This window comes from Bowmanella dokdonensis (assembly GCF_017254865.1).
In the GTDB taxonomy this organism is placed as follows: domain Bacteria; phylum Pseudomonadota; class Gammaproteobacteria; order Enterobacterales; family Alteromonadaceae; genus Bowmanella; species Bowmanella dokdonensis.
The window spans coordinates 49,857-65,442 of the sequence record NZ_JAFKCV010000010.1 but is presented as its reverse complement, the minus strand read 5'-3'; the positions used below and the strand labels follow the sequence as shown (position 1 = coordinate 65,442).

General features: G+C 54.5%; 14 protein-coding genes. 9 read left to right on the top strand and 5 right to left on the bottom strand.

The window, feature by feature from the left end; translation table 11 throughout:
• Positions 1-106: 106 nt before the first annotated feature.
• Entirely contained in the window at positions 107-1,246 is a 1,140-nt protein-coding gene (locus J0A66_RS15970) for a serine hydrolase domain-containing protein (protein WP_206574846.1), read from the bottom strand.
• A 14-nt stretch (positions 1,247-1,260) separates the two neighbouring features.
• Positions 1,261-1,719, bottom strand: coding sequence for a GNAT family N-acetyltransferase (locus tag J0A66_RS15965; protein ID WP_206574845.1), 459 nt, complete (start codon positions 1,717-1,719; stop codon positions 1,261-1,263).
• 115 nt (positions 1,720-1,834) lie between these two features.
• Here J0A66_RS15965 and putP point away from each other — a divergent pair, with 115 nt between their 5' ends.
• From putP to J0A66_RS15930, 7 genes are all read left to right on the top strand, one after another.
• A complete protein-coding gene (gene putP, locus J0A66_RS15960; protein WP_206574844.1) occupies positions 1,835-3,352 on the top strand; it encodes a sodium/proline symporter PutP in 1,518 nt (505 codons plus the stop codon).
• 150 nt (positions 3,353-3,502) lie between these two features.
• Positions 3,503-4,720 (top strand): EAL and HDOD domain-containing protein, encoded by a 1,218-nt coding sequence (locus J0A66_RS15955; protein WP_206574843.1) that lies wholly within the window; start codon positions 3,503-3,505, stop codon positions 4,718-4,720.
• Between the two features lie 164 nt (positions 4,721-4,884).
• Positions 4,885-5,799: a sulfate adenylyltransferase subunit CysD gene (gene cysD / locus J0A66_RS15950; protein WP_206574842.1), complete on the top strand. Its 915-nt coding sequence runs from the start codon at positions 4,885-4,887 to the stop codon at positions 5,797-5,799.
• Positions 5,799-6,392 carry an adenylyl-sulfate kinase gene (cysC, locus tag J0A66_RS15945; RefSeq protein WP_206574841.1) on the top strand — a complete coding sequence of 198 codons (594 nt, stop codon included), beginning with the start codon at positions 5,799-5,801 and terminating at the stop codon, positions 6,390-6,392. Before cysD ends, cysC begins: the two co-directional genes overlap by 1 nt.
• Positions 6,392-7,177: a 3'(2'),5'-bisphosphate nucleotidase CysQ gene (gene cysQ / locus J0A66_RS15940; protein ID WP_206574840.1), complete on the top strand. Its 786-nt coding sequence runs from the start codon at positions 6,392-6,394 to the stop codon at positions 7,175-7,177. Before cysC ends, cysQ begins: the two co-directional genes overlap by 1 nt.
• Before the next feature lies 1 nt (position 7,178).
• Complete coding sequence (gene cysN / locus J0A66_RS15935) at positions 7,179-8,594, top strand: sulfate adenylyltransferase subunit CysN (RefSeq protein ID WP_206574839.1); 1,416 nt, start codon at positions 7,179-7,181, stop codon at positions 8,592-8,594.
• An 8-nt stretch (positions 8,595-8,602) separates the two neighbouring features.
• Positions 8,603-10,330, top strand: a complete 1,728-nt coding sequence (locus J0A66_RS15930; protein WP_206574838.1) for an SLC13 family permease — start codon at positions 8,603-8,605, stop codon at positions 10,328-10,330.
• A gap of 38 nt (positions 10,331-10,368) precedes the next feature.
• On the opposite strand, the gene cysS is transcribed toward J0A66_RS15930, so the two are convergent.
• Positions 10,369-11,751 (bottom strand): cysteine--tRNA ligase, encoded by a 1,383-nt coding sequence (gene cysS / locus J0A66_RS15925; RefSeq protein WP_206574837.1) that lies wholly within the window; start codon positions 11,749-11,751, stop codon positions 10,369-10,371.
• A gap of 137 nt (positions 11,752-11,888) precedes the next feature.
• Between cysS and J0A66_RS15920 the strand changes: the two genes are divergently transcribed.
• Both J0A66_RS15920 and lpxH read left to right on the top strand, forming a co-directional pair.
• Complete coding sequence (locus J0A66_RS15920; protein WP_206574836.1) at positions 11,889-12,386, top strand: peptidylprolyl isomerase; 498 nt, start codon at positions 11,889-11,891, stop codon at positions 12,384-12,386.
• Between the two features lie 6 nt (positions 12,387-12,392).
• A complete protein-coding gene (gene lpxH / locus J0A66_RS15915) occupies positions 12,393-13,124 on the top strand; it encodes a UDP-2,3-diacylglucosamine diphosphatase (RefSeq protein ID WP_206574835.1) in 732 nt (243 codons plus the stop codon).
• On the opposite strand, the gene J0A66_RS15910 is transcribed toward lpxH, so the two are convergent.
• Positions 13,099-13,809, bottom strand: coding sequence for a manganese efflux pump (locus J0A66_RS15910; protein WP_206574834.1), 711 nt, complete (start codon positions 13,807-13,809; stop codon positions 13,099-13,101). The genes lpxH and J0A66_RS15910 overlap by 26 nt on opposite strands.
• Positions 13,809-15,527, bottom strand: a complete 1,719-nt coding sequence (locus J0A66_RS15905) for an Aq_1262 family (lipo)protein (RefSeq protein ID WP_241264245.1) — start codon at positions 15,525-15,527, stop codon at positions 13,809-13,811. Before J0A66_RS15905 ends, J0A66_RS15910 begins: the two co-directional genes overlap by 1 nt.
• Between the last annotated feature and the right edge of the window lie 59 nt (positions 15,528-15,586).

The following is a 15,586-nucleotide window of genomic DNA, read 5'->3' as shown; positions in this document are numbered from 1 at the left end:
TCAGTTCAATGGGTTAGATAAAAATACTGAGGAAGGCTGGTGTAAAGCCGAGGACTTTACACCAGTTTTTACGCCGATAACGGGTCTGATAGCAAAGGGATGGCTATTACAGGCTGTCCTTGACCAGGCTTACCATCTCACCTATCTGTGATGGCTCCAACCAGCGGGTCAGGATCATCAAATCCTGAGTTCTGTCAATGACGATAAAGTTGCCGCCAAAGCCAGCCGCATAGAATAAGCTCTCATCCTCAACCTGAGACCACTTTTTTGAACCCTGATTCAGCCACCACATATAACCGTAACTGGGATTGGGTTGGGAAGGCTGGATAGCCCTGTGCAGCCAGTCCTTTGACAGAATCTGTCTGTCCCGCCAACGGCCTTCTCTTAGCACCATTAAGCCAAAGCGGGCCTGATCCAGGGTGGAGACAAACATTCCACCACCCGAGTGGCCGCCTCCCGTCACCGACTGCATATTCAGGCCGTCCAGACTAACCCAGGCATGCTCATAGCCTTGCCAGCGCCAGGTGACTGAGGCGCCGATGGGATCCATAATCTGCTGTTTGAGTACCTGGGGCAGCGGCTGGCGAAAGACCTGTAACAATGAATAAGCCAACAGATTGACCCGCACATCATTGTATTCCATGACGGTGCCGGGGGCATTCAGTCTCCGGTGTTTCCAGTCGTCCAGCCCCCCTTCTTTGGGTGGTCTGTCGGCCCAGTCCCTGATGCCGAACAACTCTCCGGACCAGTCCGATGACTGGTTGAGCAGCATATGCCAGGACACCCTGCTGTTATGTTCGCCGTCAAAAGTGCCGTCCCATACATAGTCGGCCACTTTGTCGTCCACATCTGCAATCAGTCCCTGATCAACGGCCAGACCGGCGACACTGGACAGATAGCTTTTGGTTACACTGAAGGTCATGTCGACCCTTTCCAGGTCCCCCCACTGTGCGACGATAAACCCGTCTTTGACAATCATCCCTGCTGGACCACCGCGTTTCTTAACCGGTCCAAGCAATTGATGAAAAGGCTCAGCCTTGAACCCTTCCAATATGGCGACCCGCAGATCCCGTGAGCCTGAATATTCGTTGGCCAGGGCAAAATCCACTGCCCGCTGCAGACTCTGGCCATCCATTCCCACCTCTGCCGGCGCTTTTTCCAGCCACTGACTCCTGGAAGGATAGTAGTCAGCCGCCTGGCTGCCTGTACAAAGTAACAGCCACAGGATCCCCATCAGACTTTTCATCGCTTTTCTCCCGCTTAGGTCTTCAGCATCAATGGCCGCTGCATATCCTGGTGCAGGATCCCGCCGTCATCATAGGGCTCCCCCACCACTTCAAAGTGCCACTGACGATAAAAGTCGATCAGTTGGCACTGGGCCCCAAGCTTAAGCAAGGGATATTCGTTCAATGTCATGGCCTTGTCGATTAGCTGACTGATCAGCAGCCGACCCGCCCCCTGCCCACGGCATGGTGGCGCCAGAACCAGTCGTTCAAATTTGTAGCAGGACTGCTGGCTATCTCCCCTCAGTCTGGCATAACCCTGCAGTTGTCCCTGTGACTGCAGAAGCAGATGCCAGCTCTGCGGATCCAGCCCGTCGATATCTGCATAAATACTCTGTTGCTCGATGATGAAAACCTGCTGACGCAGGCGGAAAATGGCCTGCAGGCTGAAGGTGTCAAGCTGCTGGAATTTACACCAGCGGGGTTGGAGTTGCATAAGGCCTCTGGAGAAAAGCATACCGACTTGATAGCATGGTATAGCAGATTAATGCAATTGACTGAATTTTCTAATTTTTTATGGAACGGTCAAAAAATAACAACAGGAGACCTTTGTGGAAACTGGCACGCTGATATCTCTCGCGCTTTATTTTATTGCCATGCTGGGCATAGGGTTATATGCCTACAGGACCTCCACCGATGATGTATCCGGCTATATGCTGGGCGGCAGGAAACTGGGGCCGGGTGTTACCGCCCTGTCGGCCGGCGCCTCGGACATGAGTGGCTGGATGCTGATGGGACTGCCCGGGGCCATGTACGCCGCCGGCATCTCACAAAGCTGGATCGCGGTCGGTCTGGTTATAGGTGCACTGATGAATTATCTGATCGTGGCCCCCAGGCTTCGTGTTTACACTGAAGTCGCCAACGACTCCATTACGATTCCTGACTACTTTGCCAACCGCTTCGAAGACAAGGGGCGCTACCTGCGCATTTTCTCTTCCCTTGTGATCATCATCTTCTTTACTCTCTACACGTCTGCCAGCCTGGTCGCGGGGGGTAAACTGTTCGACAGTTCATTCGGCATGGATTACAGCACCGGCCTGTTTGTGACCGCCGGCGTGGTCTGCGCCTATACCCTGTTCGGTGGTTTTCTGGCCGTAAGCATGACCGACTTCGTGCAGGGCTGCATCATGTTCGTTTCCCTGGTGCTGGTGCCGGTGGTGGCCTTCAACGAACTGGGTGGTATCGGCTCCGTCACTCAGCAAGTCGGGGAGATCAATCCGCAGATGCTGGATCTCTTTACCAATGGAGCAACGGGAGAAGCCCTGTCGGTGCTGGGTATCATCTCTTTGCTCGCCTGGGGGCTGGGGTATTTTGGCCAACCCCATATTATTGTGCGATTTATGGCAATACGCTCAGTGAAAGCCATCTCAACCGCACGTAATATCGGCATGAGCTGGATGATTGTGTCCATCATCGGCGCCCTGGCCACTGGTTTTGTAGGTGTCGCCTATGTGTCGCAGACCCGAATGACCCTGGATGATGCCGAAACCATTTTTATCATCTTCTCGCAGTTCCTGTTCCATCCCTTGATCGGTGGTTTCCTGCTGGCAGCCATTCTGGCAGCGATTATGAGCACTATCTCGTCTCAGTTGCTGGTCACCTCCAGCTCCCTGACCGAAGACTTCTACAAAGCCTTTGTCCACCGCGATGCCAAGGACAAGGAATTGGTGTTGGTAGGACGTATCTCCGTGCTGGTGGTGTCTGTTGTGGCTATCGCCCTGGCCTGGGATCCACAGAATACCATCCTGGATCTGGTCAGTAACGCCTGGGCCGGATTCGGTGCCGCTTTTGGCCCCGTGGTGATCTTCAGTCTGTTCTGGAAGCGCATGAACCGTGCCGGCGCCCTGTCTGGCATGCTGGTGGGTGCGGCCACCGTACTGTTCTGGATCTATGCCCCTGTCACTGTGGAAGGGCAGAGTCTCAGTGCCTGGATTTACGAGATTGTCCCCGGTTTTATCCTGTGCAGTCTGACCATCCTGATTGTCAGCCACCTGACCGCCGAACCTAGTGAAGCAATCCGGCAAACCCATGACAAGATGGAAGCCAGACTCAAGTCTGAACTGGCCTGAGCCTCCTGACATCGGGCTCCTTCCACTGGAGCCCGATTCTCCTCGCAAAAAATCTCCCGGTAGTGAATGAATAAAAATTTTCCTTCCCTTAGAATATTGTGCGATAACCTAAAGCAAGAACATTTAATCCCGTAACCCGGAATACAATACATGGCGTTTTTTGCAGCTCGTCAACCCATCCTGGACCAGGATAAACAGTTGGTTGCCTATGAGCTTTTATTCAGGGAAAGTCTGCAGAACGTGTTTCCGGATGTGGGCGAAGATATCGCCACCTCCAAGATCATAGAAGGCCTGCAGTTTAATCTGGGCCTGGATACCCTCACCGACAACAAGCTGGCGTTCATCAATTTCACCCAGGAAACCCTGCTTAACCGCTATCCCCTGCTACTGCCCAAAGACCAGATAGTGGTGGAGATACTGGAAACCGTCAGGCCCACCCGTCAATTGCTCGATGCCGTTAAGGAACTGAAGGAAAAAGGCTACACCGTGGCGCTGGATGACTATGAGCACCAAGACGTGTGGCGACACTTTTATCCTTACACGGACATCATCAAAATTGACTATAAAGTGACCTCCGAAGCGGAGATCATGAAAATTAAACAGAGCATTAAAGCTTTTCCTCATATCAAGCTGCTGGCAGAAAAAGTTGAAACCCATGAAGAATTCCACCAGGCAATGGACTTGGGATTCTGTTATTTCCAGGGCTATTTCTTCAGCAAACCCGAGGTGATGAAGAGCCGTACCCTGGATCCCTCGCAACTGACCATTGCCAAGTTGATGACGGAACTGTCCGGTGAGGAGCCGGATATTCCGGCTATCACACAGACCTTTGAAACAGACGTGAACCTGTCGTTCAAATTGCTGCGCTATACCCAATCGCCGATATTCCAGCGCCGTAACGATATCTCCAGTATTAAACAGGCCATTGTGGTGCTGGGCCTGCAGGAGCTCAGACGCTTTGTCTCCCTGCTTTTTGCCGCCCAATTCACGGATAGGAAGCCCCAGGCCCTGACAGTCATGTCACTGGTCCGGGCGCGATTCTGTGAATCCCTGTCCACCCAACCCGGCCAGCAGTCCACCGGCGAAGCCTCGTTCCTGACCGGTATGCTGTCACTGCTTGATGCTATGCTCGACTCACCGCTAGAAGAGTTATTGGGTCGCTTGCCGATTTCTCCGGTTATCAAGGCGGCTCTGTGTGAGGGAGAGGGCCGACTGGCAGAATACCTGGCCCTGTCCAAGGCCTTTGAGGATGCGGACTGGAAACAGGCTCAACAATTTTGCCGAAACGCCGGCCTGGCGGTGGACAAAGTTACCCGCCTCTATGTGGAAGCGGTGCGCTGGGCCACGGTACGGGAAAACCTCGGCTAGTCTGGCCCTCCGATTGATTAACACAAGTTTAACTAATATCCATACGTCCTAATCTCAGTATTAGTTATAGCGATCTCGCATAGCATGCCGCCCGCCTAACATGTTACTGTTCTATACATAGAATTCGATCTTATAACCTAGCAAAATCAGACTCTGGACAGACCATGGACGCCCAAATTCCTTCCATCACCCATTTAAAACAGCTTGAGGCCGAAAGCATTCACATTTTCCGTGAAGTGGCCGCCGAGTTTGACAACCCTGTTATGCTTTACAGTATCGGCAAGGACTCCTCCGTCCTGCTGCACCTGGCCCGTAAAGCCTTTGCGCCGGGGCGCATTCCCTTCCCGCTGCTGCACGTGGACACCACTTGGAAGTTTCGCGAGATGATTGAGTTTCGTGACCGGATGGCTAAAGAGCACAAGCTGGACTTGCTGGTGTACAAGAACCAGGAAGGGATTGATATGAATGTGGGTCCCTTCACCCATGGGAGTGCCAAACATACCGATATCATGAAAACCCAGGCACTGAAAAAGGCCCTGGACAAGTACCAGTTCGATGCCGCGTTTGGCGGAGCCCGCCGTGACGAAGAAAAATCCCGCGCCAAGGAGCGGGTCTATTCCTTCCGTGACCAGAATCACCGCTGGGATCCGAAGAACCAGCGGCCGGAGTTGTGGAACATCTATAATTCCAAGGTCAACAAGGGCGAAAGCATCCGTGTCTTCCCCCTGTCCAACTGGACCGAGCTGGATATCTGGCAGTATATCTACCTGGAAAATATCGCCATACCCTCACTCTACCTGTCCAAGCAACGCCCCGTGGTGGAGCGGGACGGCGTGCTGATCATGGTGGATGATGATCGTATGCCCCTGAAAGAAGGCGAGCAACCGCAGCTGGAGTGGGTGCGTTTCCGTACCCTGGGATGCTACCCACTGACCGGCGCAGTTCGCTCCAAAGCCAGTACGCTTCCGGAAGTGATCCAGGAAATGTTGCTGACCAAAACCTCAGAACGCCAGGGACGGGTTATCGACCATGACAGCGCCGGTTCCATGGAGAAGAAGAAAATGGAGGGTTACTTCTGATGGCTGAGAATATCGTGTGGCATCAACATAAAATCGACAAGGCCGAGCGGGCCAAACTGAAAGGTCAGAAGCCCATGGTGATCTGGCTGACCGGTTTGTCCGGCTCGGGCAAATCCACCATCGCCAACCTGCTGGAGCAGAAACTGACCGCTGCCGGCAAACATACTTACCTGCTGGACGGTGACAATGTCCGGCACGGTCTGTGCGGTGACCTGGGTTTTTCCGACAAAGACAGGGTGGAGAACATCCGCCGTATCAGCGAACTGAGTAAGCTTTTTGTCGATGCAGGCCTGATTGTGATCACCGCATTTATCTCCCCGTTCAGAAGTGACCGGGATTTTTGCCGTAAATTGCTGCAAGCCGGCGAGTTTGTCGAGGTCTTTGTGGATACCCCGCTGGCCGAGTGTGAAAAGCGCGATCCCAAGGGGCTGTACCAGAAGGCCCGGGATGGACAGATCAAGGAATTTACCGGCATCGATTCTCCCTACCAGAAACCGGAGAATCCCGAAGTACATCTGCCGTTCAGTGGTCAGACGGCCGCCCAGTCGGCCGATGAGCTTATTGCCAGCCTGACGGACAAAGGCTTTTTATAATGAGCAGAGCGGAGCTGGCAGACAAGATCTGCACCATTGCCCATCAGGCCGGACAGGCCATTATGGATATTTACCAGCGCGACTTTGCCGTCTATGACAAACAGGATCAGAGCCCGCTGACCGAGGCGGACCTGGCTGCACACAGAATCATTGTGGCCGGACTGCAGAAAATCTCCGTTCTGCCCATTCTGTCAGAAGAATCGGCCGATATTTCCTGGCAGGAACGCAGCCTGTGGCAAAGCTACTGGTTGGTGGACCCGCTGGATGGCACAAAAGAGTTTATTAAGAAAAACGGCGAATTTACCGTCAATATCGCCCTGGTGGAGAATGGAACCCCGAGCCTGGGCGTGGTCTACGCACCGGCTCTGGACATCACCTATCTTGGCGTGGTGGGCGAGAAGGCGACCGTCAGCCAAAATGGCAGCACCAGCCCTCTGAGACCCCATCCCCATCAGGCAGGTGAAACCTGGAAGATCGTCGGCAGCCGCTCGCACCAGAGCCCTGAAATCCAGGCATTTCTTGAGCAGTTGCCGGGCGACACCGAATTGGTGGCCATGGGCAGCTCCCTCAAACTCTGCCTGGTCGCCGAAGGTAAGGCCCATTTGTATCCAAGGCTCGGCCCCACCAGTGAGTGGGATACCGCCGCCGCTCATGCAGTGGTGCTGGCCGCCGGCGGCAAGGTAATGGAACTGGAACCCGGCGCCCTCATCGGCTCGCTGACCAGGGCCCTGACCTATAACCAGAAAGACTCATTGTTAAATCCCTATTTCCTGGTGACTTACTGACATGAATAACCAAAACGAACTGATTGAAAAGGACATCCTGCGTTATCTGGAACAGCATGAGCGTAAGGATATGCTGCGTTTTCTCACCTGCGGCAGTGTGGACGACGGAAAAAGCACCCTGATTGGCCGGTTGCTGCATGATTCCAAGATGATCTATGAAGATCAACTGGCTGCCATCAGCAAGGACAGCAAGAAAGTCGGCACCACAGGCGACGAAGTGGACCTGGCCCTGCTGGTAGACGGTCTGCAGTCTGAACGGGAACAAGGCATCACCATAGATGTGGCGTATCGCTACTTTTCCACCGATAAACGCAAGTTCATCATCGCCGATACCCCCGGGCATGAGCAGTACACCCGTAACATGGTCACCGGCGCCTCCACCTGCGATCTGGCCATTATCCTGGTAGACGCCAGGGGCGGAGTGAAAACCCAGACCCGCCGCCACTCCTTCCTGGTCTCGCTGCTGGGCATCAAGCATGTGGTGGTAGCCATCAACAAAATGGACCTGATGGACTTCGATGAGGGTGTGTATGAAACCATCCGCGAAGACTATCTGCAATTTGCCAAGCAGTTGAATATTCCGGATATCCGCTTTGTACCGCTGTCGGCCCTTAAGGGTGACAATGTAGTCAATCTCAGTGACAAGATGCCCTGGTATCAGGGCAAGACCCTGATGGAACTGCTGGAAAGTATTGAAGTGTCCAAGGATCTGAATCTGGATGATTTCCGTTTCCCGGTACAGTACGTTAACCGCCCCAACCTGAACTTCCGCGGCTTTGCCGGTACTGTGGTATCCGGGCAGGTTCGTCCGGGCGATCAAATCACCGCCCTGCCCTCGGGCAAAACTTCTAGGGTCAAGGAGATTGTGACCTTTGAAGGTAATCAGGAACTGGCCTATCCGCCACTAGCCGTGACCCTGACCCTGGAAGATGAGATAGATATCTCCCGCGGGGACATGATTGTCAAATCTGACAACCTGCCCCTGCATGGCAGCAGCTATCGCACGCACCTGGTATGGATGGCCGAAGAGCCCCTGATGCCCAACAAGCAATACGAATTCAAGTTTGCCACCAAGTCAGTGCCCGGCTCAGTGCGGGAAATTGAGTATCAGATTGATGTCAACAGCATGGCCCATAAAGACGCCGTGCATCTGCACCTGAATGAAATTGCGGTGGGTGAAATCAAGCTGACCCAACCTGTGGCCTGTGATCCCTATCAGAAAAATCGCAAGACCGGTGCCTTTATTATCATCGATCGCCTGACCAATGGTACGGTAGGCGCGGGGATGGTCATCGAGGCCACTGAAACAAAAGGTAAGGACACCAGTCAGCAGTATTCCGAGTTCGAACTGGAATTCAATGCGCTGGTGCGTAAGCACTTCCCCCACTGGCAGGCGATGGATATCAGCAAGCTGTAAGGCAGATCATGGACATCGACCAGTTACTGGTTACCGGCATATTCATTGCCACGATTGGGGCGCTCGTTGTCACCGACAAGCGCCCCTCAGCCATTTTTTCAGTGACGATCCTGCTGTTACTGGCCACCGGCCAGCTCAGTCTGACCCAGGTCAGTCACGGCCTGACCAATCAGGGGCTGCTGACCCTGATCCTGCTGTTACTGGTCAGCGGCGGTGTGGACAAGACCTCACTGATCAAAAGTCTCGGCCGCAAGCTGATCACCCCCAGTTACCGGCAAAGCTACTGGCGTCTGTTCGGCCTGACCTTTACTTCCTCAGCCTTACTCAACAACACAGCCATTGTGGCCAGCCTGATTGGGCCTGTCAGTCAGAACCAGTTTCACCCGCCATCCAGGCTGTTGATACTGCTGTCCTATGCCGCTATCTTCGGCGGCACCGTCACACTGATTGGTACATCCACCAACCTGATTGTGGACAGCTTTCTTATCGAACAGGGCCACCCCGGTTTCGCTTTTCTCGACTTTACCCTCTATGGCCTGACCGCGGGTCTGGCTTGCGGCCTGCTGATGTTCCTGCTTTCTCCCCTGCTGCCGGATATCCAGGTCAACGTGCCGGACTACAAAGAGTATTTTATTGAGGCCAAGGTGCTACCCGACTCCCCCCTGGTGGGCAAAACCGTGGAAGAGAACCATCTACGTAATCTTCCTGAGTTGTTTCTGGTGGAAATCATTCGTCAGGGCCACCTCCTGACCCCGGTGACGCCTGAAATGATGATCGAAGCCGGTGATAAGCTGATCTTCAGCGGCAATGTCAAACGGGTAGACAGTCTGAGCCACATTCCAGGCCTGACCCTGTTTGCCGAAACCAATGGCCTGTTAAGGGAGAACCTCACTGAGGTGGTTATCTCCAACCGCGCCAAGCTCATCGACAAGACATTGAAGCAAGTCGGCTTCAGAGCCATGTTTGACGCTGCAGTGGTGGCCATTCGCCGTGACGGTGAAAATCTGTCAGGTAAACTGGGGGACATCAGGCTGCAGGCAGGAGACAACCTGTTGCTGGCCACCGGGCCGGATTTTTCCGATCGCAATAACCTGACCAAGAATTTCTTTATTCTCACTGAACATACCATTGCCAGAAAGCTCTCCCCCTGGCAGGAACGGGTCACCCTTGGCGGCTTTCTGGGTACCGTACTGCTCAGTGCCACCAACATTGTGCCGCTGGCGGTGGGGTTAACTTTCCTGCTGGCGCTGATGGTATACGCGGGGATTACCTCCGGCAGCGAGCTGAAACGGAATCTGCCGGTCAGCCTGGCCATGGTCATTGTAGGCTCGTTGGCCCTGGCCACGGCGTTGGAGCAATCCGGGGTGATCAGTACCCTTAATGCGGCATTGTTGCCCTATCTTGAAAGCAGCAGTCCCTTTGTTGCATTGGTGGTGATCTATTTGCTGACCCTGCTGCTCACCGAACTGGTCACCAACAATGCCGCAGCGGCGCTGATGTTTCCCTTCGCCTGGGGGCTGGTGCAACTGCTGAATGTGCCGGTGCTGCCCTTCGCCCTGGCCGTGGCCTTTGCGGCCAGCGCCAGTTTTATTTCTCCCTGGGGCTACCAGACCAATCTGTTGGTGTTCAGCGCCGGCAACTACAGAATTTCTCACTTTGTCAAAATGGGCGTGCCGGTCTCACTGCTGTACTCGAGCATAGTGCTGGTTATGCTGAAAGTCAGCTTTGGTTTGTAGGCCGGGAATCTGACCGGCCTGCCACCTAATCAGTAAGGTCAGGCCTTGCGCCAGATAGTACCCTGCGGACCATCTTCCAGTACCACGCCCATGGCGGTCAGGGCATCGCGGGCCGCATCAGCCGCCGGCCAGTCCTTGTTCTTACGTGCGTCATTACGGGCCTGGATCAGGCGCTGAATTTCTGCCACATCCAAATCGGTATCGGTGCCGGATTGCAGAAATTGCAGCGGCTGGGATTGCAAAATCCCAAGCACCGCACCCAGTTTGACCAATACGCCTGCCAGCCTGCCAGCCTGCTGTGGACGATCCTTATGCCTGTTCAGCTCCCGGGCCAGATCGAAGAGTACGGCAAAGGCCTCCGGGGTATTAAAATCATCGTCCATGGCCTGATTGAATCTCTGCAGGTAGCTGTCCTGTGCAAGATCCACATCCATATCAGGCTGCACATCACGCAGGGCCGTGTAGAGTCGCTCCAAAGACGCCCTGGCTTGCAGGATACTGTCTTCGCTGTAATTCAACTGGCTGCGATAATGGGCAGACAACAGGAAGTAACGGATAGTCTCGGCATCATATTGCTTGAGCACATCTCGCAGGGTGAAGAAATTTCCCAGTGACTTGCTCATTTTCTCCTGATTAACCTGCACCATACCCGTATGCAGCCAGAAGTTCACATACGGGGTATCGAAGGCGCAGCAGGACTGGGCCACTTCATTCTCATGGTGCGGAAAAATCAAATCCGAGCCGCCACCATGAATATCAAAGTGTTCCCCCAGATGTTTATGGTTCATGGCCGAACATTCGATATGCCAGCCGGGCCGTCCCTTGCCCCAGGGGGAATCCCAGCTCGGTTCATTGGGTTTGGCAGATTTCCACAACACAAAATCCAGGGGATCGTCTTTACCCTGGGCTACTTCAACTCTTGCGCCGGCCTGCAACTGTTCCAGATCCTGGCGACTGAGCCTACCGTATTGCTCAAAGGTGCTGACATCGAACAACACATCACCGCTGGCGGCCTGATAGGCATGACCTTTATCCACCAGACGCTGAATCACCATGATGATCTCGTCCATATGGGTAGTGACCCTTGGCTCAATATCCGGCTCCAGCAGGTTAATGGCGGCAAAGTCCTCATGCATCATACCGATAGTACGCTCGGTCAGTTGCGCCATGGTCTCGCCCTTCTCATTAGCACGCTGGATAATTTTGTCATCCACATCCGTGATATTACGCACATATTTCACCTGATAGCCCAGATGGCGCAGATAGCGCACCATCATGTCAAAACTCAGGTAGGTCCGGGCATGGCCCATGTGGCAGACGTCATATACCGTAATACCGCAGACATATACGCCCACCTTGCCGGCCATCAATGGCTTGAACTCCTGCTTCTGGCGGGTGAGGGTATTGAAAATCTGCAGCATCGGCATGTCCTTGAATTAATGGGTATTGGATGGCGGATTTTACCCCAATGGCTGTCCATGCGCACTGCCAAAGTTCCCTGCCCCGGCCCATTGGGGTAGACTAGCGTCCTTATTTCCATTTTCCGGACTCTGACGCCATGAAAGTCACCCTGAATACCAACTACGGTCCTATCGAACTGAACATGCTGAGCGACAAAGCCCCACAGACGGTTGAAAACTTTCTGTCCTATGCCAAAGAGGGCTTCTATGACAACACCATATTCCATCGCGTAATCGATGGCTTTATGGTTCAGGGGGGCGGCATGGAGCCGGGCATGAATCAGAAAGCCACCAAGTCCCCGATAAAAAACGAGGCCAACAATGGTGTGGCCAATGATCGCGGCACGGTGGCGATGGCCCGGACCAATGATCCGCATTCCGCCACCTGTCAGTTCTTTATCAACGTGGCCGATAACAGCTTTCTCAATTTCCGTAGCGAGAGTATGGACGGCTGGGGTTATTGCGTCTTTGCCGAAGTCAGCGACGGTATGGATGTAGTGGACAAGATTCGCAAGGTCAAGACCGGCAATGCAGGTTTCCACCAGGACGTACCCCTGGAAGATGTGCTGATACAGTCTGTCGAGGTCAGCGAATAACGCCTGATGAGGCATACGCTCTTTATCGCCGATCTGCACCTGGGCGAAGACTGGCCGGAGATTACTTCGGCCTTTCTGCGTTTTATGGCCGAGGAAGCCCCCCTTGCCGAGGCCCTCTACGTGCTGGGCGATTTGTTTGAGGCCTGGATTGGCGACGACGACAACCAGCCGTTTAACCAAACCATTAAACAGGCGTTTACCAATCTGACCCGCTCTGGCGTGCCGGTGTATTTTATCCATGGCAACCGCGATTTTCTGCTGGGTGAGCGATTTGCCCAACAGACCGGCATGCAGCTCCTGCCTGAACAGCAGGTGATTGATCTCTACGGTGAAAAAATCCTGATCATGCATGGAGACAGCCTCTGTACCCGTGACGAGCAATACATGGCTTTTCGCAGAAAAGCCCGGGGCTGGTGGTGGCCCAGGCTGATGCTGGCCCTGCCCCTGTGGTATAGACGGCGGGTAGCGAAGAAGGCGCGTCAGAGAAGCCTGCATATCAACCGCAATAAGCCTGACTACATAATGGATGTGACACCGGCCGAGGCGGAGCGGGTCATGCGCGAAGCGGGAGTCAGCACCCTTATCCACGGTCATACCCACAGACCGGCGGTTCATCAGTTCGAGCTGGACGGCCATCCGGCCAGGCGCATCGTGCTTGGTGACTGGTACAGTCAGAAGAGCCTGCTGGTCGTCTCTGAGGGCGGCATGGCGCTTAAAAGCGGGGCACTGACTGGGTAAGTCTGCCAGTTACTGCCTGCACTAGTTGCCAGGCCCCCATCAGCCCGCTTGCCAGGATCAGAATTTGCCACCACAGCAGAGGCAACGACAGGGTGTACCTCAGCAGCGCCAGCAACCCGAAATAGGCGATAACGCTGTACTGTAACCATTGCCCGATCGGTACCCAGGCAGCGCTGTCTGGGTGTTCAGTCAGGCGGAACAAGCGCCCCAGTCTGAGACTCATTAGCGCCATGCCAGCCACCACCATACCCACCAGCACAAAAGACAACCATACCAGCAGTTCAGGCCAGTCGATCACCTGGGCCGACTTGGCTGGCCCTGACCACAGGGCATCCCAACTGACGGCCAGGATCAGTCCCAGGCTCAGGACCAGTTGCCGCTCCTGTGCCTCATCTTGTGGGGCATTCCAGAGCTCCACCTTCAAATACCAGACGACGCAGACAAAGGCCAGAATCCCCACCAGGGGCGTAATCCCCGGCAGCCACTGGATACTCAGGTAAGCCAGCAGATACCCGCTCATGGGAAACAGGGTATGGGTCAGGGACACGCCCAGTATCCAGATGGCTGCGGCCCGCCAGGTATTGAGGTGCCTGGCACGCAGCAGTGTGGCCAGGGCCACATCTGCCCCTATGCCCAGCCCCATCAGCACACTGGCCAGAACAAAGTCCAGCAGCGGCAGTTCCATTACTGGCCCGTCCCGGCAGCCGCTGCCCCCGGTTCCGGTCTTGTGGGCGCAATCCCCGGTTTGGCGTGCCAGTCCAGCCGCATATCCCACGGGAAACGATGCTGCGCCTTTAACGGCGCCTGGGACTCGTCCACATGTTCCAGTACATTGCTTGCCCGGTTGAGGGTGGCATCGCGGCCAAACAGGTAGCTCTGTTCTTTCACTATGGTCAGATAGGCCTTATTCAGTTGCATGGCGCGCTCAGGAGACGGTGTAATCAACTGATAGATATTCTCCAGGGAGCGGATTTTCTCCTGCTTTACCGAGCCGTCCGGATTAAACCAACGCGCCAGCATTTCCTGGTTCTGACGGAACTCATCGCCACCCCCGACCCGCTGCAGATAAGTCAGGAACTCGCCCTGGGCGTCGCCCAGATTCGGCACGTCCTGCATGGCGCGCAGGTTCAGATAGCCCCAGCCATCCTTCCCTTCCACCTTCCGGGGAAAGGAAAACGTCTGATCGAAGGTAGAGCCCACTGTCTTATGGCAGCCGTTGCAAAAGGCCATTTCCTGCAGGGCCTGATGGCGCAGATTGCCCTGCTCGTCTTCGATATAGCCATTGATGGTCCAGCCGAACATATTATTAATCCCCTTATCGCCCAATGGTCTGGTACGAGGATATTTCTCGGCGTTTTTTTCCTTGGCTTCCGAGTAATAAAAAGAAGCCAGCCGCTCCTTGGACTTGAAGTTGTGTTTACGCATGTAACGCACTTCCTTCATGCGCGGGGCGTTGTAGATATTGCCCTGTGCATCAACCCCTATGTAGCGAACCGTGTGCAAAAATTCGGTGCCCTGTGGGTAGAGCTGATAAGTCAGTTCCACCTCGCTGGCATCCCCCAGATATCGGGTCCTTCTGTTCATCTGGTCTATCTGTGCTTCCAGTTCGCCGTTACCGTTGAGATCCTGCCCAAGCTTCCGCTCGGATATAGCAGGCACACTGATGTGACTCAGATCCTTAATGGCCATCTCCATCAGACTTAGGTTGGCAATATAGAGATCGCGGCTGTACTGCCCCCCCTGCTCCCGAAACGCCGCTGGCAGGCGCACCATCACATCCCCTGTTGAGCCGTTGGTCGGCCAGAAGGTGCTGGGGAAAGGTTTATAATTAAACGCAACCCAATGACTGTTATCACGGGCAAATCCTAGGGTATCGAAGGCACGCTCGGGATATGCCAGATCCCGGATTTCGGCTATTTCGCCCTGCCAGTGAGGATCGGCTTTGAGCTTTTGAATAAATGGGCCGTAGTTATCCTGTTGGATCCAGCTTCGGATCTGTTCGTCGCCGATGGTTGCGATGAGCTCCCGCCTGTCCACAAACAGATTCTTCCAGTGGTTTTTCATGCCCAAATCGGAAAACTGGTATTCCCCCTGCAGCGCCCCATCATTCATCATATTGGGCCGGTCCTTGTCCTTCTGATAAGTCTGATGACAGGCATAGCACGGATTGTGCTTACCCTCCGTTTTCGTGTAACACTGGGGCGGAATAACGGACTCAGGGTTATAGACCTCGTCGTGGGCAAGATAAGCCGTTGCCGGAATATCATCGCCAGGCTGATAAGGGAAGTGAGTGTCTTGTTGTATTGATGCCTCAGCCACAAGGGCTCTTTGGCTGGAGGGTTCGGTACAGCCAGCCAGGAATGCCAGCCCTACGAACCCCAGATAGAATGTAAGTGTTTTCATAGGATAGCCAGATACAAAAGTAGACAAGGGGCGGGGCCTGAGCCCCGCCCCAGGGGTCA